The following is an 18,933-nucleotide window of genomic DNA, read 5'->3' on the forward strand; positions in this document are numbered from 1 at the left end:
TAAACCGGGCCGTTTGTGCAACACCTGGGGCATGATCGAAGGATCAGGCCACGAACAGTGCCTTCATCTTCTTCAGCGCATTCGCCTCGATCTGGCGGATACGCTCGGCCGACACGCCGTACTCGTCGGCCAGCTCCTGCAACGTCACCTTGGACTCCGAATCCAGCCAGCGGCGCTTGACGATGTCGCGCGAGCGCGTATCCAGGCCGGCCATGCCTTCGCGCAGCAACTGCAGCTGATTGTCTTCGCTGTCGTGCCGCTCATACGCCTGCGACGGGTCTTCTTCGTTAGCGACCAGATAGCTCACCGGCGACGGCGGGCCGTGATCGTCGTCTTCGTCCGACGAGGCATCGAAGCCGATGTCGCGACCGGACAGACGCGACTCCATCTCCATCACTTCACGCTCGGAGACGTTCAGATCCTTGGCGACTGCCGTCACTTCGGAGGCATTGAGCCAGCCCAGGCGGGTCTTGGACTTGCGCAGGTTGAAGAACAGCTTGCGCTGAGCCTTGGTCGTGGCGACCTTGACGATGCGCCAGTTCTTCAAGATGAACTCGTGCATTTCGGCGCGGATCCAGTGCACTGCGAAGCTGACCAGGCGTACGCCCATTTCCGGGTCGAAGCGCTTGACCGCCTTCATCAGGCCGATATTGCCTTCCTGGATCAGGTCGCCCAGCGGCAAACCGTAGCCGTTGTAGCCGCGGGCCACGTGCACCACGAAGCGCAGGTGGGAATGGACCAGTTCGCGCGCGGCATCCAGATCCAGCTCGTCGCGGAAGCGGCGGGCCAGAGTCTGTTCCTCATCGACCGACAGCACCGGGATCTGGTGCACGGCACCGATGTAGGCGTCCAGCGAACCGAGCGCACTGGGAATCGGGAGATTGTTTGCCACAAGGGCAGTCGAGGTAGTCTGGTTCATAGGCACCATCTTAGCAGTCGAACTATTGGACTGCCGGGTACAGAAAGAGTTCCCAGCATTCCATTTATAGAACGTTCGGGCTTATTGCATAGCCGGTGTTCTACAACCCGGCACCCCGAATTCAGCCCTTACGCTATCACTCCGGCCCTGCGTAAACCGTGACAGATCGGGTGCGAAATGGGCTGTTGGCAACGCCGTTCAGCCGCCGGCCGAGGTGGTGTCCAGCGCGTTGCGCGGCGGCAGCGACCAGTCGATCGGGCCGATCCCGCGCCGCTGCAGATGTTCGTTGGTCTTGGAGAAATGCTGGCAGCCCAGAAAGCCGCGATGCGCCGATAACGGCGAAGGATGCGGCGCCTTGAACACCCGATGGCGCGCCTGGTCGATGACCTTGCCCTTGGACTGCGCGTAGCTGCCCCAGAGCAGGAACACCAGGCCTTCGCGCTCGCGGTTGAGGGTCTCCACCACATGGTCGGTGAAGCCTTCCCAACCCTTGTTCTGATGCGCGCCGGCAAGGCCCTGCTCCACCGTCAGCACCGCGTTGAGCAGCAGCACGCCCTGCCGCGCCCAGGGCATCAGATAGCCGTGATCCGGCCGCGCGATGCCCAGATCGTCCTGGATCTCTTTATAGATGTTGAGCAGCGACGGCGGCACCGGCACGCCCGGCAGCACCGAGAAGCACAGCCCATGCGCCTGGCCTTCGCCGTGATACGGGTCCTGGCCCAGGATCACCACCTTGACCTGATCGAACGGGGTGGCGTCGAAGGCGGCGAAGATCTGCGGGCCAGGCGGAAACACCCGCGCGCCGGCCGCCTTGCGCTGGCGCAGGAAAGCGGAAAGCTCCTGCATCTCCGGGCGCAGCAACCAATCGCCCACTTTTGCCTTCCACGACGGTTCCAGCTGGATACGTCCTTCCACCTCACTCATAGCGTGACAGCCTGATCCTCGAGGCGTGCCAGACGCAGTTGGAACAACACCTTGGTCACCAGCAAGCGCTCTTCGATCGGCTTTTGCACCAGATCGTTGGCGCCGGCGCGCAGCAGTTCGGACTGGTTGCGCGGATTGGTGTCGCCGGTCATCACCAGCACCGGCAGGCGGCGCTTGCCGTAGGCGAAATCGATGCGGATGCGCTCGACCACATCGCGCCCGTTGAGCTCGCCTTTTAGGGTCACATCGGTCAGTACCACGTCGATGCGACGCTCGGTGCGGCCCAGCGATTCGGCCGTGAGCAGCGCAAAGGCGTCTTCGGCGGTGAGCACATGCACCACCTTCAGGCTCTGGCGCTCGAGCATGCGCTTGGTCGCCTCGGCCACCACGCGGCTGTCTTCGATGTAGAGCACGGTGGCGCCAACCACCGGCTCGGGCTGCACATAGCCACGGATGAAGGTGGCCAGGGCTTCATGGCCCAGCGCCTTGTCGAAATAGTCGGTGACGTACTCGGTGAAGCGGCGCTCCACCAGATGCTGCTGCGCATCGCCGGACACCACGATCACCGGCACATACGCCTGCCCGGCCGCTTCGCGCACGCTGCGCGCCAGGGTCAGGCCGTCGCCATCGGGCAGCGATAGCGAAGTAGTGACCAGATCCACCGCGCCTTCTTCCAGCGCCTGACGCGCTTCGGCAATGCTGGAACAGCCGATCACCTGCACATTGGGCAGGTCGCGCTTGAGCACGTCGGCAATCAGCTTGCGCACCAGTTTCGAGCCATCGACCACCATCACGCGCGGCGCGTCGCTGATCAGGTGTTTGAGATCTGGTGGATGCATGGCAGGCCTCAGGTCTCGGTGGGACGGGTCTGGCGAAGGAAATGGCCGGTCACCAGCCAGGCGCCCAGCCAACCCAGCACCAGGGTGCCCACCAGCACCATCGCAGAATGCAACAGATCCAGACCGTGCAGGGTAAAGGAACTGCCGTAGCTGTCGGCCAGGGTCGCCAACGGCGCACGCAACGCCAGGCCGGAGGCAGCGATCAGAGCGAGCGCAACCGCGCCGGCGCCCAACCCGTACCACGCACCCAGATACAGGAACGGACGACGGATGAAACCGTCGCTGGCGCCCAGCAATTGCAGCACGCCGATCTCTTCGCGCCGCGACTGGATATCCAGCCGCACCGTGTTGCCGACCACCAGCACCGCACCGATGCCGAGCAGGGCCGAGAGCACCTGCACCAGGCGTTCGCCGAACTGCAGCCAGCCATCCAGGCGTTTGCGCCACAGCGCGTCGTGCTGCACCTGATCGGTCTGCGGCAAGGCCTGCAGCGCGCCGGCCAGTTGCGCGTCGTCGGCCGCATCGGTGGGGGTGACGATCAACAGCGTCGGCAGCGGGTTCTCGCCCAGCGCATCGGCGGCTTCGTCGAGCTTGGCGCTCTCGCGCAGCTCGGCCAGGCCTTGCTCGGGCGAGCGCACTGTCACCTTGGCCACATCCGGGCGCGCGCGCAGCTCGCCGGCCAGCGCCTTCGCGGCATCGGCGGCGACATCGACCTTCAGGAACAGATTGATTTCGCGTGACTGCTGCACGCTGCCGGCCAGCAGCTTGACGTTGTCCAGCGCGATCGACAGCCCCAGCGGCAAGGCGAGCGCCAACGCCATCACCACGATGGTCAGCAGCGTCGCCCACGGCTTGCGCATCGCGCGGCCCAGGCTGAAGGCGATGCTGTGCAGATGGTGATCGATCCACACGCCGAAGCGCGAGGGCGCGACGGCTCCAGTATTGGCGGGTTTGCTCATTCGGCCAGATCCTGCGGCGAGATGTCGTCGACCAGGCGGCCGTGGTCCAGGATCAAAACGCGCTTGCGCATCTGCTTGAGCAGCGCCAGATCGTGGCTGACCACCAACACGCTGGTGCCGCGCGCGGGCAGTTCGGCAAACAGCTGCATGATCTCGGCGGCCAGCGCCGGGTCAAGATTGCCGGTGGGCTCATCGGCCACCAGCAGGCGCGGTTCGCCGACGATGGCGCGGGCGATGCCCACGCGCTGTTGCTCGCCCGCGGACAACTGCGAGGGCAGGGCCTTGTCGCGATGGGCCAGGCCGATGCGTTCCAGTGCCGAGCGCACGCGCTTGCCGATCTCGGCACGACGGGTGCCGCGCAGGATCAACGGCAACGCCACGTTCTCGGCGATGCTGCGGTCGTTGAGCAAGCGATGGTCCTGATAGACCGCACCCACCTGACGACGATGCAGCGGAATCTGCCGGCCACGCACCTTGAGCAGATTGCGCTCGCCCAGCAGCACCGCGCCCTGGCTGGGGCGCTCGCTGAGGTGGATCAATTTGAGCAAGGTACTTTTGCCGGCGCCGGAATGGCCGGTCACGAACAGCATCTCGCCATCGGCCACTTCGAAGCTGACATCGGTCAGCGCCTGGTGGCCACCGGCGTAGTGCTTGCTGACGTTGTCGAAACGCAGAACGGTCATCCAGCGATTATGCCGGAGCGCCAGTGCTTGCGTCGCATCGCCGATGCGCGGCGATGCGATCGATGCCGCAACCGGTCAGTTGCCCGAGACCAGCGAACGCAGTCGGCGACCGATGCGACTCAGCAGCGACGGGCTGCCCGACGGCTTGCCGGCGGCACGCACCGGCTTGGCGACCACCTGGGTGGGTTTGCGCGGTGCGGCAGGCGCGGGAACCGGCGTGGATGCCACTGCCGGCTCGGCGCCTTCGACCGGACGGCCGTTGCGACGCCGCCGACGCTTGCGCGGTGCGCGCTCGGCATCGGTCGCGATGGGGGACGGCGCTTCCACCGCTGCCGCGGCAACCACCGGTGTTTCGCTCGGTGCATCCGTCGCAGGCGCTTGCCCTTCCACGCGCGGCTTGCGCCGCGGACGCGGCTTGCCGTCGACACCGGCGCTGGCGCCATCGCGGCGACCGCCACCACTGCCGCTGCGCGAACCGCCACCGCTCGGACCGCTGCGGCCGCCACCACGGCGAGCCTCGTCGGCGGCACGCTGCTCGCGCGCTTCACGGAAGATCGTGCCCACGCTGTCGCCAGCGTCGTCGTCGGCCTCTTCGCCTTCCACCGGCACGCGTGCTGCGCGCGGCAGCGGCGTCAGCAGCTCCGAAGTCACCGGCTCGACCGGGATCTTCTGCTCGATGTAGGCCTCGATGTCCGGCAGGCTCATCGCGTAGCGCTCGCAGGCGAAACTGATCGCGTCGCCTTCTTCGCCCAGACGCGCGGTGCGGCCGATGCGGTGCACGTAGTCTTCGGCATCGAACGGCAGGTCGTAGTTGTAGACGTACTTGACCCCGTCGATGTGCAGACCGCGCGCGGCCACGTCGGTGGCAACCAGGATTTCGAGCTGGCCCTTCTGGAAACGGTTGAGCAACGACTCGCGCTTCTTCTGCGGTACGTCGCCCGACAGCACGCCAACGCGATAGCCATGCCGCTCCAGGGTGCGCGCCACGCGCTCGACGAACGCCTTGGTGTTGACGAACACCATCGTGCGCGCGCCTTCGCTACGCGACAACAAGCCCAACAGCAGCGTCTGCTTCTCTTCGTCGGACGGGAAGTAGATGCGCTGACGCACCCGCGCGGCGGTGATGGTCTCGGTCTCGACGACGAGCTTTTCCGGCTCGTTCATGTGCTCGTACGCCAGCTCCAGCACGCGGTGGCTGAGCGTGGCCGAGAACAGCAGCGTCTGCCGGGTGCCGCGCTCGGGCATGCGCCGCAGCAGGAAGCGGATGTCCTTGATGAAGCCCAGGTCGAACATGCGGTCGGCTTCGTCGAGCACGCAGATCTCGCAGGCGTGCAGCGAGACCACCTTGTGCTGTTTCACATAGTCGATCAGACGGCCCGGGGTGGCGATGATCACGTCCACGCCCTGCTGCAACAGCTCGCGCTGTTTGTCGTAGTCCACCCCGCCATAGACCAGCGCAAAGCGCAGGCCCAGGTCGGCGCCGAACTTGACTGCGTCCTTGTGAATCTGGATCGCCAGTTCGCGGGTGGGCGCCAGGATCAGCGCGCGCGGGTCTTCGGGCTTGCGGTCGGCCAGCGCCGGGCGGACCAGCAGGCGGTTCATCACCGCCACCAGAAACGCCAGGGTCTTGCCGGTGCCGGTCTGGGCCTGGCCGGCGACATCGCCGCCCGGCAGCGCGACCGGCAAGGTCAGCGCCTGGATCGGGGTACAGCGGGTAAATCCGGCGCCCTCCAGCCCGGCAATCAGTGCCGGCTGCAGGTCGAACGAGGAAAAGGTCAAATCGGTCAGCGGTTTGTCGCTCATTATTCCGTCTTCGTGAGGCGCCCTGGGCAGCCCGGGCGCGGCTTGCATCGATGCCGACTGCGTCGCAAACTGCGGCAGTTGTGGCGGACAGCGCGGCTTCAGGACTGACACTTGATTCAGTCGCGCAATGCCCCAGTTTAACGCAATGTAGCGGCCTGCCCGTTCGGGTGGGCCGTTTGGTTTCCAGGAGACCCAACGTGAGCGACAAGGTTCAACATGTCGGCGATGCCGACTTCGAGACAGCAGTACTGCAATCCGGCGAACCGGTTCTGGTGGATTTCTGGGCCGAGTGGTGTGGCCCATGCAAGATGATCGCCCCGGTGCTGGACGATCTGGCCGATGCATACCAGGGCCGCCTCAAGGTGGCCAAGGTCAATGTGGACCAGAACCGCGCCCTGGCCATCAAGTACCACGTGCGTTCCATCCCAATGCTGTTGCTGTTCAAGGATGGCGAAGTCCAGGCCAGCCAGATCGGGGCGGTGGGCAAGGGCCAGCTGACCCAGATGATCGACAAGACCCTGGGCGGCGCGGCCGCCTGAGCAAGCGGGCGCCCGGCGATGGGCGCCCGGCAATGCGCCGGCAGTTAAATCCCGCCCAGGCAGACGCTTGCGCGGTTGCGCGCCACGGTGATAGTGTCAGTTGATCCGGCGCACGCTCGTGCTCCGCCGTACCCTCTAGACCGTCGCTTTTCTAGACGTCTTCTAGACTCCCATCTACCAATAGTTCGCCCCCCAGCCGGGCGCTCGCACCTTAGCGAGGAATCACGCACTTGTCCGATCATCCTTCCTCCGATACCGGGAGCAGCGTCGACGCTCCCGTCGAGAAGCGCGTGCGCAAGCCGCGCGTGAGCAAGACCGCCGTCACCAATGAAGACGGTGGCACACAGCAGCCCAACCTGCCCTTGCCCGCCAGCCCCGCACCCGAAGCACCCCGTGCCCCGCAGGCACCGTCGCGCGCTGCCGAACCGGCACCGACGCAGACGTCCAGCGATGGCGCACACGCCGGTAGCGCGCCCAGCGCCAACCACGGCGGCGACACGCATGGCGAATCCCGCGAGGGCGGCCAGTCGCAACAGCAGCGCTTCAACCAGGCGCAGCAACAGCAGAACCTGCATCAGGCGCAAAGCCAGGGACAAGGCCAGCAACAAGGTCAGACCCAGGCGCAGGGCCAGGGCCAGAACGCCGGCCAGAATCAGCAGGGTCAGGGTCAGGGTCAGGGTCAGGGTCAGAACCAGCAAGGCAATCGCCGCGACCGGTTCCGCAATCGCCGTGACCGCGGCCCGCGCGACCGCTTCGGTAACGAAACCGGTGGCATGCCGTCTTCCGACGGCAGCAACGAGCCCTTCATCGCGCGCCCGCATCCGGCCGTGCCGGAAGGCTTCCCGGTCTATTCGCTGAGCGATCTGAAGCGGATGCCGGCGCAGAAGCTGCTGGATATCGCCGATCAGCTCAACATCCAGGAAGGCGTGGCGCGCGCCCGCAAGCAAGACGTGATTTTCGCCCTGCTCAAGGTGCTGACCCGTCATGGCGAAGGCGTTGCCGCCGACGGCGTGCTGGAAATCCTGCCCGACGGCTTCGGTTTCCTGCGTGCCGCAGAAGCCAGCTACCTGGCCGGCCCGGACGACACCTATATTTCGCCCAGCCAGATCCGTCGCTTCAACCTGCGTACCGGCGATCATTTGTCCGGCCGCATTCGTTTCCCGAAGGATGGCGAACGTTACTTCGCGCTGTCGATCGTCGATACGATCAACGGCGAGCCGCTGGAAGCGAGCAAGAACAAGGTCCTGTTCGAGAACCTGACCCCGCTGTTCCCGCGTCGCCGCTTCCGTCTGGAACGTGGCGATGGCTCCACCGAGGACATCACCGGCCGCATCCTGGATCTGATGGCGCCGCAGGGTAAGGGTCAGCGTGCGCTGATCGTCTCCCCGCCCAAGGCCGGCAAGACGATGATGATGCAGCAGGTGGCCACGGCCATCACCAGCAATCATCCCGAAGTGCACATGATTGTGCTGCTGATCGACGAGCGCCCGGAAGAAGTGACCGAAATGCAGCGCACCGTGCGCGGCGAGGTCATCTCCTCCACGTTCGACGAACCGGCTGCGCGTCACGTGCAGGTCGCCGAGATGGTGATCGAGCGGGCCAAGCGCCTGGTCGAGCACAAGAAGGACGTGGTGATCCTGCTCGACTCGATCACCCGCCTGGCGCGCGCCTACAACAACGTGGTGCCCAGCTCCGGCAAGGTGCTCACCGGTGGTGTGGACGCCAACGCGTTGCACCGTCCCAAGCGCTTCTTCGGTGCAGCCCGTAACGTGGAAGAAGGCGGCTCGCTGACCATCATCGCCACGGCACTGGTGGAAACCGGCAGCAAGATGGACGAGGTGATCTACGAAGAGTTCAAGGGCACCGGCAACAGCGAAGTGCATCTGAACCGTCGCATCACCGAAAAGCGCGTGTATCCGGCGATCGACATCAACCGCTCGGGCACGCGTCGCGAAGATCTGTTGATCGAGCCGGAGCTTCTGCAGAAGATCTGGATCCTGCGCAAGCTGCTGCACCCGATGGACGAAATCGCGGCAATGGAATTCCTGCTGGACAAGATGAAGACCACCAAGTCCAACGACGAGTTCTTCAGTTCGATGAAGCGCTGATTCCGGTCTGCGTCAGCGATTAGAAAAAGCCCCGCAATGCGGGGCTTTTTTGTGGGTGTGAGGCGACTGTCGCGAAGTCTTTGCCTCTCTCAGCAGCACTTAACTTCCTTGCAGCGGTGTGACCAAGTGAACACCTTCTCCGCGTGCGGAGAACAATCCACTGCCAGGCAGCGCATCCGGGCTGTCACTCGCTGCTGACGGACTGGACTGCTCGTGCCAGGGTGCCGGCTGACGCGGGCCCGGCAGATAGGATTGCCATTTTTTGGCTTGCTTCGCAGCGACCTGATTACCTGGCCAGGGATGGATGTCGAACGTGACCGGAACCCGCATGACCCAGTACGGCGCGTCGGCCTCGGCGCCCTGAGTCGGCGGTACAAATGTCCAGCCTCGCGCCTTGGCGATTGCGACATCGGCAAACGCCTTGCGCCAGCGCGGGCGCTTTGATTCCGGCGCCAGCGTGGTCAGGTTGACCTGCTCTGCGACCAGATCCTCGACCTTGCCATCGCGCCCGATCTTGAGCAGCAGATAGACCACCCCGGTCGCACCTTCTCGAAACGCATGCTCAGGGTAGGCGGGCGGCGGCATGTCCTTGGCGGTGACGCTGGCGGCACCTTGCTCCTGGCTGCCGAAATGCGCGCTGCGGATCGAGACCGCATAGGTGTTGTTTTCACCAGGCTTGGCAACCAGCAGCAGATTCATCGGTAACTGTGTTGGCAATGCGCTTCCGTCGTCTTTCACAGGGTCAAAGCGCCAGGACGTGACCGACTGTTTGACGCGGTCGCGAACGACTGGCGGCAACGTTGCTTCGTCGGTAAGTTTTACTGCAGTCACGGTGCCATCCGGCGTCAGCGTCAATTCGCCCGCGACATTCATGCTGGCCTCCATCTGCGCCTACATTTGCGCAGCGCTGGGACTTGCCTGCACGCCGCTGACACTTGCCATCGCCAGCACCAGACTCAAGCATTGCTTCCACTGCATGACCGCACTCCGTGGTTGTTGAGTTTCGTTGTACCAGCTTGGTGCATACGGGTAAATCGTCAGGCGAGCCTGCGCGACTCCGCATACGGCGGCGTGTCCGGGTAATCGTCTTCGCGCAGCCGGGCCTGCAGGTTGCGCCACCATTGCGGGTCGAACAGCTCGGGGTGAATTTGCTTGACCGCTTCCAGTTGCGAGGACGGCAGGCCCATGAACAGTGCGAAGCGCTCGGGGAAGACGTCGCGTGGGCCGACATGGAACCAGGGTTCGGCGGCCATCTGCTCTTCGTAGGTGGTGGGCGTGGGCCAGTCGCGGAACGTGCATTCGGTGATCAGGCACAGCTCGTCGTAGTCGTAGAACACCGCGCGCTGGTGCCGGGTGATGCCGAAGTTCTTCAACAGCATGTCACCGGGAAAGATATTGTTGCGTGCCATGTCCTTGATGGCCTGGCCGTAATCCAATGCTGCGGCGTGCGCGGCCTCGGGCAGCTGTTCGCGCAGGTACAAATTCAACGGGCGCAGACGGCGCTGCACATAACACAGTGCAATCAGCACATCGTCGCCATCTTCGCTCAGGCTCATTGCGCAGCTGGTTTGAAGCTCTTGCAGCAGCGCCGGCGAAAAGCGCGCCTTGGGAAAGCGCAGAAACCGATATGGCTGCGCATCGAGCAGGCGGCCGATGCGGTCGAGCTGGAACACCAGCTCGTATTTGCCTTCCACCTGCGCGCGGCTCATGGTCTTGGGGTACGCAAAGCGGTCGCGAATGAGCTTGAACACCAGCGGATAACTCGGCAGCGTAAACACCACCATGACCATGCCGGGCGTGCCGTCGGCGTGCACCAGTTGTTCGGAGGGGTGCGCCTGGAAATGGCTGAAAAACGTGCGATAGCGTTCGGTCTTGCCCTGCTTGGCACGGCCCAGCATCGTGTACAGCTCATCGACCGGCTTGTGGGTGAGCAGGCTGCGCAGGAACACCACCGCATCGCCTACCGTCGATAGGTCGGCCTGGAAATAGCTGCGCGAGTTACTGAACAATTGCGCGACATCGCTGCGCCGGGTCAGCACCGCTTCGGCGCGCAGGCCGGCATCGTCGTTGATCAAGGCGATCACGCACGGCGAAAAGCGATGCTCGCCGAAGACGCGCCCGACCAGATAGGCGCGTCGCTCGCGATAGAACACCGTCTCCAGCAGTTCCACGCTGCGCACCGGATGCTCGCCCCAGTGCGCCAGGTCGTCGAGCAGGCGGACCGCAATCGCAGCAGCGCAGCGGGTGCGATGCGCATACGGCACGGCGAACGCATAGTCGCCCAGCACGCGCACCAGCATGTCGGTCAAGCGGCCGGGCGAGACGGCATAGGTGTGGCGGGCGACCGGCACGGTGATCGCATCGGTCGGTTCGATATCCAGTGCGATGAATTCGATATCGGCATCCACGCCGTGGGTACCGAAGTAACGCCGGGTCAAAGTGTTGTAGAAGGTCTTGTACAACTCCTGATCGATCAACCCGCTCAACAATGCGGCGTAATGACCGCGCGCGCGCATCCACAGTGCGCGGTCGTGCGCCTGGCCCAGCAATACCGCACGCAGGCGCAGCATGCATTCGGTGATGTATTGGTCGTAAAGCGCGATGCGCGCAACCGCGTCGTCGCGTGCACCACTCCAATCGCGTGCTTCGAACCGCTGCTTGGCACGTGCGGTGATTTCGGAAAAGCGCGCGTGGTAGTCCTCGAACGCCTCATACACGGCCTGTGCGATCGCCAGTGCGCGACGCTCGGATTGCGGCGGTAACGGTGAATGACTCATGGCGGCAGTGTCCTTGTGCGCTTGCGGCGACGCGCGGCAGGCGGCGTTGTGGTCGCCTGTTGCGCGTGTGCGGCGTGTTCGCGCGCCTGCGCCTGCAGCCAGGCGCGAAATGCGAGAAAGCCGCCATGCGTGCTCGAGCGCGGCGGATACAATAGATAATGCGACCAGCTGGTCTTGAGCCGTTGCGTGGACAATGCCACCAGTTGGCCGGACGCCAACAACAAGCGCGCACGCGTTACGCGCCCCAAGGCAACGCCAACGCCATCCAGCGCAGCGCGGTGATGCGCCTCCGATTCGTCGAGCACCGCGACATAGCGCCGCGGCGCATCGCCGCCGAACGCCGCAAACCAGCGTAGCCCCGCGTCATCCGGGTCGCCCAGCAACGGCCAGTGGTGCAACGGCGGCGCCTCCACGCCACCCATGCGCGCGATCAGTGCCGGGCTTGCCATCGGCGCCAGCCATTCGTCGAACAAGGGTTCGGCGATGACGCCCCCCCATTGCCCGGCACCGATGCGCATGGCGGCGTCCACCTGCTGCTGGCGTTCGAAATCCACCAGCCGCTCGCTCGACAGCAGGTTGATTTCGATGGTGGGATGAACCGCCAGAAATTCGCCCAGGCGTGGCACCAGCCAGGCCGATGCCATCGACGGCGTAATGCTCAGCGTCAGCGTGTCTTCGCGTCGCGCACCGAACGGCTCGAAGGCTTCGGCGATCGCATCCAGATGCGGTGCGATGCGGTCGAGCAGTTGCTGTCCCTGCAGTGTGGCGGTGACACCCCGCGCATGCCGCTGCAGCAGCGGGCAGCCCAGGCGCTGTGCGAGCGCGCGCATCTGATGACTGAGCGCGCTGACGGTGAGATGCATCGCGGTGGCGGCGCGCGACAGGTTGCCCAGGCGCACCGCGCTGACGAAGCCTTGCAATGCGTGAAGCGGTGGACGCGACATGGCCAACCCTTGAATGAAATTCAAGACTTACTTGTAAAAGCCTGGCTTTTACAGGCCCTAGCCTGCACCTCCTGTGGATTCCACTCAAGTGGAGGCAGGGTCATGCGCATCTTTACCGGGTTGTTGTTTCAGCACGGCCACATCGCCGATGTGGCACTCGCCCAGCGCCTGGCGGAACCGGACATGGCCGCGGAATCCGTGGAGTTGATGGCATCGGCGGAAGCGGTGAAATCTGCGGCAACACCGGTGCAGGAGGCGCAAACGGCGGCCAGGACGACGCAGCAAGCCCGGCGCGAACGACGCATGGCGCGGCTGATCCGACGCCTGCTCCGGGCAATGACGGCACTGTCGCCGTTCCGCTAAACGACAAGGCCCGCCTCTTGCGAGACGGGCCTTGCTGACATCGTGCCGATGCACCGACAGGCGGTGCGGGAACTCAGGCCTTCAGCGTCGCCAGTACGTCGTTGAAGGTCTTGCTCGGGCGCATCGCTTCGCTGACCTTGGCAAGGTCCGGGTGGTAATAACCGCCGATGTCCACCGGCTTGCCCTGCGCGCCATTGAGCTCGGCCACGATGGTGGCTTCGTTCTCGGTCAGGGCCTTGGCCAGCGGTGCGAACTTGGCCTGCAATGCGGTGTCTTCAGTCTGCGCGGCCAGGGCCTGCGCCCAGTACATTGCCAGGTAGAAATGGCTGCCACGGTTGTCGAGTTCGCCCACCTTGCGGGCCGGCGACTTGTTGTTGTCCAGGAACTGGCCGTTGGCCACGTCCAGCGCCTTGGCCAGCACGGTGGCCGCCGGGTTGTTGTAGCGGTTGCCCAGATGCTCCAGCGAGGCCGCCAGCGCCAGGAACTCGCCCAGCGAATCCCAGCGCAGGCAGTTCTCTTCGACGAACTGCTGCACGTGCTTGGGGGCCGAGCCGCCGGCGCCGGTTTCGAACAGGCCACCGCCGGCCATCAGCGGCACGATGGACAGCATCTTGGCGCTGGTGCCCAGTTCCATGATCGGGAACAGGTCGGTGAGGTAGTCGCGCAGCACGTTGCCGGTGACCGAGATGGTGTCCTGGCCCTTGCGGATGCGCTCCAGCGAGAAGGTGGTCGCTTCCACCGGCGGCAGGATGCGGATATCCAGGCCCTTGGTGTCGTGGTCCTTCAGATAGTGCTCGACCTTGGCAATCACCTGCGCGTCGTGCGCGCGCGCGGTGTCCAGCCAGAACACGGCCGGCGTATCGCTCAGGCGGGCGCGCTCCACGGCCAGCTTCACCCAGTCCTGGATCGGCGCATCCTTGACTTGGCACATGCGCCACAGATCGCCGGCTTCCACGGCGTGTTCGAACACCGTCTTGCCGTTGCCATCGGTGACCTTGACCGTGCCGGCAGCGGCGATCTGGAAGGTCTTGTCGTGCGAACCGTATTCTTCGGCTTTCTGCGCCATCAACCCCACGTTGGGCACCGAACCCATCGTGGACGGATCGAACGCGCCATGTGCCTTGCAATCGTCGATTACCGCCTGATACACGTCGGCGTAGCAACGGTCCGGAATCACAGCCTTGGTGTCCTGCAGCTTGCCGTCGGCATTCCACATCTGGCCGGAATCGCGAATCATCGCCGGCATCGATGCGTCGACGATCACGTCGCTGGGCACATGCAGATTGGTGATGCCCTTGTCCGAATTGACCATCGCCAGGCCCGGGCGCTGCGCATATTCGGCCTGGATATCGGCTTTGATCTGCGCCTGCTGGTCTTGCGGCAGCGTGCCGATGCGTGCGTACAGATCGCCGATGCCGTTGTTGGGATCGAAGCCGACCGACTTGAGCGCATCGGCATGCTTGCTCAGCGTGTCCTTGTAGAACTCGCCGACCACCACGCCGAACAGCACCGGGTCGGAGACCTTCATCATGGTGGCTTTCAGATGCACCGAGAACAGCACGTTCCTGGCCTTGGCATCGGCAATCTGCGCGTCGATGAAGCTGGCCAGGGCGCGCTTGCTCAGCACTGCGGCATCGACGATTTCGCCGGCCTTCACCGCCACCTTGTCTTTCAGCACGGTGCTGCTGCCATCGGCAGCGACGAATTCGATCTTCAGGCTGCCGGCCTCGGCCAACGTGGCGGACTGCTCGCTACCGAAGAAATCGCCGGAATCCATGTGCGAAACGTGCGACTTGGAATCGCTGCTCCACTTGCCCATGCGATGCGGATGCTTGCGTGCATAGTTCTTCACCGACAGCGGTGCGCGGCGATCCGAATTGCCTTCGCGCAGCACCGGGTTTACCGCACTTCCCTTGACCTTGTCGTAACGCGCCTTGACGTCTTTTTCGGTTGCATCCTTGGGCTCGTCCGGATACGCCGGCAGCGCGTAGCCCTGGCCCTGCAGTTCCTTGATTGCCGCCTTGAGCTGCGGCACCGAGGCGCTGATGTTGGGCAGCTTGATGATGTTGGCTTCCGGGGTGGTGGCCAGCGCACCGAGCTCGCCCAGGTCGTCGGCGATTTTCTGCGTCTCGCTCAGATGCTCGGGAAACAGCGACAGGATGCGCCCGGCCAGCGAGATGTCACGCGTTTCGACCACGATGCCGGCGGTATCGGTATAGGCATCGATGATCGGCAGCAGCGACTGCGTGGCCAGGTAGGGTGCTTCGTCGGTGAGCGTGTACAGGATCTTCGGTGTCTTCGACATGAGGTGCGATGGCTCTTGTGGTCGGGAGGAGCGCCGGCTTCCACGGACGATGGCGTTGGCATGCGCGACGGGGGCGTTGATGGCACACCGGTCAGCCAGCGTGTTGGACGCGGCGATGAATCAGCACGCCATTGTCGCGTCTGAGCCGCGCCCGGGTAAAGCGACCGCGGGCGGATGCTTCATCCCGTCGCACGGCCAATCCACATGGATGCAGCTGTAACGAATACACCACGTAAGGAAAAGGGCGCGACCTGGTGGTCGCGCCCTGATTGAGTGGCTCGGCATTACGATGCGCCACCAGCTACGTGCTGCCGTGATGCTGCGCGGCGAAACCCGCGATTCACCACGGCACTGTGCCGACTTACTTGACCGTGATGGTCTGCGGGTTGCCTGCAGGCTTGCCATCCACCATCACCTGCGCGGTGTAGGTGCCGGCCGGCCAGCCATCGGGCTTGCTGAAGCTGAGGTTGGTAGTTTCGGCACCGGTGGTGTTCAAGGTGGCGTTCTGTTCGCCGGCCACCTGACCATCCTGATACGTCAGCTTGGCTGAGACGGCCACGTTACTGGCGCTGCCATCGGTCTTGACCGAGACGATGATGGTGTCCTTGGTGCCGATAGTGGCAGACGGGGCCACCGTCTTGTCGGCCGCGGCCTTGGTGCCGACCGCGACGCTGGACACCGTCACGGCAGTCCCCGTTGCAGCACCGGTGTCGGTGCTGGCTGCGCCAGTCGCACTGTGCTGCCCTGCCTGATCGCTGGCAGGCGGCATGGCGGCCGGGCCCGGCATTGCCTCGGTGGCGGCGCCTGATGTCGGGTCCTTGGAGACGCTGTCGTCATCGGCCTTTTTGCTGCAGCCAGACAATGCCAACACGCCAGCCAGTGCGAGTACCAAGCTGCTTGAAACGGATTTAGTACGCATGAATCTTTTCTCCGGTGACAGAAACACCAGCGTTCTGCGGTGTCTGGATGAATGTCTGAATTCGAACCCTGTAAAAGTTCGTCTTGAAGACCAATGTGGTTTACGACTTTGCAGGCAACCGCAATACCTGACCCGGAAAAATCTTGTCCGGATCCTTCAACGTTTCGCGGTTGGCTTCGAAAATACGCGGCCACAGGTTGCCGTCGCCCAGATGCCGCTTGGCAATACTGGACAGGCTGTCGCCGGCTTGTACGGTGACCGATTCTTCAACGAGCTGCGCAGTGCTCTCGACGCTGGTGCGCACATTGTAAAAATCAGGTGCAGGCGTCACTTCGGCGGTGCTGTCGACCGAGGAGCTGACGTTGGAAAAATCTGCTTTCTTATCGACACTCATTGCTGCAATCCCTGTGCATCGCGGTGCCAGCAGGGTGCGCGGAGCGCTGTTAAGCGTGGATCGCGCCACCGTGAAGCCGGCGCGATCCTGTGCGGGCGCGACTTACTGGCGCAGGTCGCGGAAGATCGACAGCGGCGTCGGGATATTCGGCGAGCTGCGCAGCGGATTGATGTCCAGGCCGCCACGGCGCGTGTAGCGCGCTTCCACCACCAACCATTCCGGCGCGCAGCGGATCAGCACGTCATTGAACACGCGCTCCACGCATTGCTCATGAAACTCGGCGTGGTCGCGGAAGCTCACCAGATAGCGCAGCAGCCCTTCGCGATCGATCGGCGCGCCGCGATAGCGCAGCGTGACACTGGCCCAATCCGGCTGGCCGGTGACCGGACAATTGGATTTGAGCAAGGCCGAGGTCAGCACCTCTTCCACCACGGGCTGCGCGTGCGCGGAAAGATAGGCGGCGTTCGGCGGGCCGTAGTCATCGATGCTGACATCCAGGGTGTCGATCGATTCGCCTTCGCCCACCGCATCGACTGGCGGCAGACCGAACTCCACTGACACATCCGCACCAGCGCGCGTGGACAGGTCGGTGGCGATGCGCGTACGTACCGCTTCGGCACTGTTGAAGCGGGTGGCATTGAGCGAGTTGAGATACAGCTTGAGCGACTTGGATTCGATCAACGACGGCGACTCGCAGGGCACGTGCACGGTTGCCGTGGCCACGCACGGCTTGCCCTGCGCATCGAGCCAGCTCAACTCGTAGGCGTGCCAGCGATCGCGGCCGATAAACGGCAAGGCGTCGGTCAGCCCGATCGCCTCGCGCCCGGCCGCACGCGGAATCGGAAACAGCAAGGACGGGTCGTAGCCGCTCGGGTAGGCAATCTCGCGACCAAGGGTGGAATCTTCTGGGGTATTCATGCCGCTATCTTAGGCCGCACGGGCTGGCCGTGATGTGTATGGCAGCCGCTGGAACACCGCGCCGACGAAAGGAGCAGCTGACCGTTTCAACCAGCCCGCCGCCCCCGATTATCAATGACGCAACAAGGAATTGCGCAACTGCACCCGATTCCCGATTCACCCCTGCTGCAGATAATCCAGCGACACCTGCAACAACGCACGCAGGCCCACATCCAGCGACGATTCGTCGAGCAGGAACTGCGGCGAATGGTTGCTGGGTGCGGTGGCCGGGTCGATGCCCTTGGCGGTGGAGCCGACGAAGAAGAACATCGACGGCACCTGCTGGGCGTAGAACGAGAAATCTTCGGCGCCCATCTGCAACGGCGGCTCGTAGACGTTGTCGGCGCCCACCACGGCCTGCAGGCTGGGCAGCATCCTGGCGGTCAATGCGGGGTCGTTGACGGTGGCCGGGTTGCCGGGCTGGTCCGGCACCTGCGCCTGGACCTTGGCGCCGTGGGCAGCGGCGGTGTGTTCGGCCACGTTCTTGAGATCGGCAAAGATCTGCTGGCGCATGCCTTCGTCGAAAGTGCGGATGGTGCCGACCATTTCCACATCGTCGGGGATGATGTTGTAGCGGATGCCGCCCTTGATCGCGCCGAAACTCAGCACCGCCGGCTGCTTGGACAGGTTGGCGCGGCGGCTGATTACCGTCTGCGCGGCGCCAATCATGTCGGCGCTGGCCACGATCGGGTCGATGCCGTTCCACGGCGCCGAACCGTGGGTCTGGCGGCCGATCATCTTGATCGCAAAGCGGTCCGAGGCTGCCATCAGCGGGCCGCTGCGCACCGCGATCCTGCCCGCCTGCACGCTGGAGAACACATGCAGGCCGAACACCGCCTGCGGCTTGAAGTCGGCGAACAGGCCTTCCTTGAGCATCAGCGAGGCGCCGCCCTCTTCGTTGCCGGGCGCACCTTCTTCGGAGGGCTGGAAGATCAGCATCACTTCGCCGGGCAGCTGCTCGCGCATGCCCACCAACGCCTCGGCCACGCCGAGCAGGATGGCGGTGTGGGCGTCGTGGCCGCAGGCGTGCATCACCCCGACCTGCTCGCCGCGGTACTCGGCGGTGGCCTTGGAGGCGAATGCCAGCCCGGTCTGCTCTTTCACCGGCAATGCGTCCATGTCCGCGCGCAGGGCGATCTTCGGGCCGGGCTTGCCGCCTTTGATGATGGCCACCACGCCGTGATGGGCGATGCCGGTGCGCGGCTTGAGGCCCAGCTTGCGCAGCTGCGCGGCCACGGTGGCGGCGGTGCGCTCCTCGCGGTTGGACAGCTCCGGGTGCTGGTGAAAGTCGCGGCGCCATTGCACCACCTTGGCCTGCAGCGGGGCGGCGGCGGCCTGAACTTCGGGCCGTTGCGCAGCCTGCGCGGCGGCAAGCGTGGGCAGGGCCAGCAGTAGCGCGCTGGTCAGCAGGCGGGAGTGGCGCATCGGCAATCCTCTCAAGGTGGTTGCTTAATGTAGTGCAGGTGCGCGCCGGATGGGCTGCAGTGGGGCCCGATTCAG

General features: G+C 64.5%; 17 protein-coding genes. 3 read left to right on the plus strand and 14 right to left on the minus strand.

What is annotated here, in order from left to right:
- Nucleotides 1-43: 43 nt before the first annotated feature.
- The 6 genes from rpoH to rhlB all read right to left on the minus strand — a co-directional run bounded on the left by rpoH (nucleotide 44) and on the right by rhlB (nucleotide 6,127).
- Complete coding sequence (gene rpoH, locus M3O59_RS18625; RefSeq protein ID WP_064629656.1) at nucleotides 44-919, minus strand: RNA polymerase sigma factor RpoH; 876 nt, start codon at nucleotides 917-919, stop codon at nucleotides 44-46.
- Nucleotides 920-1,117: 198 nt separating this feature from the next.
- Nucleotides 1,118-1,843, minus strand: a complete 726-nt coding sequence (gene ung, locus M3O59_RS18630; protein WP_249046942.1) for a uracil-DNA glycosylase — start codon at nucleotides 1,841-1,843, stop codon at nucleotides 1,118-1,120.
- Nucleotides 1,840-2,682, minus strand: a complete 843-nt coding sequence (locus M3O59_RS18635) for a response regulator (RefSeq protein ID WP_181920523.1) — start codon at nucleotides 2,680-2,682, stop codon at nucleotides 1,840-1,842. Before M3O59_RS18635 ends, ung begins: the two co-directional genes overlap by 4 nt.
- Nucleotides 2,683-2,690: 8 nt before the next feature.
- Nucleotides 2,691-3,641: a permease-like cell division protein FtsX gene (gene ftsX, locus M3O59_RS18640; protein ID WP_249046941.1), complete on the minus strand. Its 951-nt coding sequence runs from the start codon at nucleotides 3,639-3,641 to the stop codon at nucleotides 2,691-2,693.
- A complete protein-coding gene (ftsE, locus tag M3O59_RS18645; protein ID WP_064629648.1) occupies nucleotides 3,638-4,324 on the minus strand; it encodes a cell division ATP-binding protein FtsE in 687 nt (228 codons plus the stop codon). The genes ftsX and ftsE overlap by 4 nt, the downstream gene beginning before the upstream one ends.
- Nucleotides 4,325-4,399: 75 nt before the next feature.
- Entirely contained in the window at nucleotides 4,400-6,127 is a 1,728-nt protein-coding gene (gene rhlB, locus M3O59_RS18650; RefSeq protein ID WP_249046940.1) for an ATP-dependent RNA helicase RhlB, read from the minus strand.
- A 197-nt stretch (nucleotides 6,128-6,324) separates the two neighbouring features.
- Between rhlB and trxA the strand changes: the two genes are divergently transcribed.
- A complete protein-coding gene (gene trxA / locus M3O59_RS18655; protein WP_064629643.1) occupies nucleotides 6,325-6,666 on the plus strand; it encodes a thioredoxin TrxA in 342 nt (113 codons plus the stop codon).
- Between the two features lie 230 nt (nucleotides 6,667-6,896).
- The gene (rho, locus tag M3O59_RS18660; protein WP_249046939.1) at nucleotides 6,897-8,774 is read left to right on the plus strand and encodes a transcription termination factor Rho; all 1,878 of its coding nucleotides are present in this window, start codon (nucleotides 6,897-6,899) and stop codon (nucleotides 8,772-8,774) included.
- 99 nt (nucleotides 8,775-8,873) lie between these two features.
- On the opposite strand, the gene M3O59_RS18665 is transcribed toward rho, so the two are convergent.
- From M3O59_RS18665 to M3O59_RS18675, 3 genes are all read right to left on the minus strand, one after another.
- A complete protein-coding gene (locus M3O59_RS18665; RefSeq protein WP_249046938.1) occupies nucleotides 8,874-9,659 on the minus strand; it encodes an energy transducer TonB in 786 nt (261 codons plus the stop codon).
- Between the two features lie 152 nt (nucleotides 9,660-9,811).
- Nucleotides 9,812-11,551, minus strand: coding sequence for a bifunctional isocitrate dehydrogenase kinase/phosphatase (gene aceK / locus M3O59_RS18670; protein WP_116905631.1), 1,740 nt, complete (start codon nucleotides 11,549-11,551; stop codon nucleotides 9,812-9,814).
- Nucleotides 11,548-12,495 carry a LysR substrate-binding domain-containing protein gene (locus M3O59_RS18675; protein WP_064629635.1) on the minus strand — a complete coding sequence of 316 codons (948 nt, stop codon included), beginning with the start codon at nucleotides 12,493-12,495 and terminating at the stop codon, nucleotides 11,548-11,550. The genes aceK and M3O59_RS18675 overlap by 4 nt, the downstream gene beginning before the upstream one ends.
- Before the next feature lie 102 nt (nucleotides 12,496-12,597).
- Here M3O59_RS18675 and M3O59_RS18680 point away from each other — a divergent pair, with 102 nt between their 5' ends.
- A complete protein-coding gene (locus tag M3O59_RS18680) occupies nucleotides 12,598-12,858 on the plus strand; it encodes a hypothetical protein (RefSeq protein ID WP_116905633.1) in 261 nt (86 codons plus the stop codon).
- Nucleotides 12,859-12,931: 73 nt separating this feature from the next.
- Here M3O59_RS18680 and M3O59_RS18685 read toward each other — a convergent pair whose 3' ends face one another.
- The 5 genes from M3O59_RS18685 to M3O59_RS18705 form a co-directional block, all read right to left on the minus strand.
- Nucleotides 12,932-15,163, minus strand: a complete 2,232-nt coding sequence (locus tag M3O59_RS18685; protein ID WP_116905634.1) for an NADP-dependent isocitrate dehydrogenase — start codon at nucleotides 15,161-15,163, stop codon at nucleotides 12,932-12,934.
- A gap of 361 nt (nucleotides 15,164-15,524) precedes the next feature.
- A complete protein-coding gene (locus M3O59_RS18690; protein ID WP_064629631.1) occupies nucleotides 15,525-16,082 on the minus strand; it encodes a hypothetical protein in 558 nt (185 codons plus the stop codon).
- A 100-nt stretch (nucleotides 16,083-16,182) separates the two neighbouring features.
- Entirely contained in the window at nucleotides 16,183-16,476 is a 294-nt protein-coding gene (locus M3O59_RS18695) for a LysM peptidoglycan-binding domain-containing protein (RefSeq protein WP_116905635.1), read from the minus strand.
- Between the two features lie 102 nt (nucleotides 16,477-16,578).
- Nucleotides 16,579-17,394, minus strand: a complete 816-nt coding sequence (gene queF, locus M3O59_RS18700; RefSeq protein ID WP_116905636.1) for an NADPH-dependent 7-cyano-7-deazaguanine reductase QueF — start codon at nucleotides 17,392-17,394, stop codon at nucleotides 16,579-16,581.
- A 156-nt stretch (nucleotides 17,395-17,550) separates the two neighbouring features.
- Entirely contained in the window at nucleotides 17,551-18,858 is a 1,308-nt protein-coding gene (locus M3O59_RS18705; protein WP_116905637.1) for a M20 family metallopeptidase, read from the minus strand.
- Between the last annotated feature and the right edge of the window lie 75 nt (nucleotides 18,859-18,933).

It is taken from the genome of Xanthomonas nasturtii, from assembly GCF_023337365.3.
GTDB lineage: Bacteria > Pseudomonadota > Gammaproteobacteria > Xanthomonadales > Xanthomonadaceae > Xanthomonas > Xanthomonas nasturtii.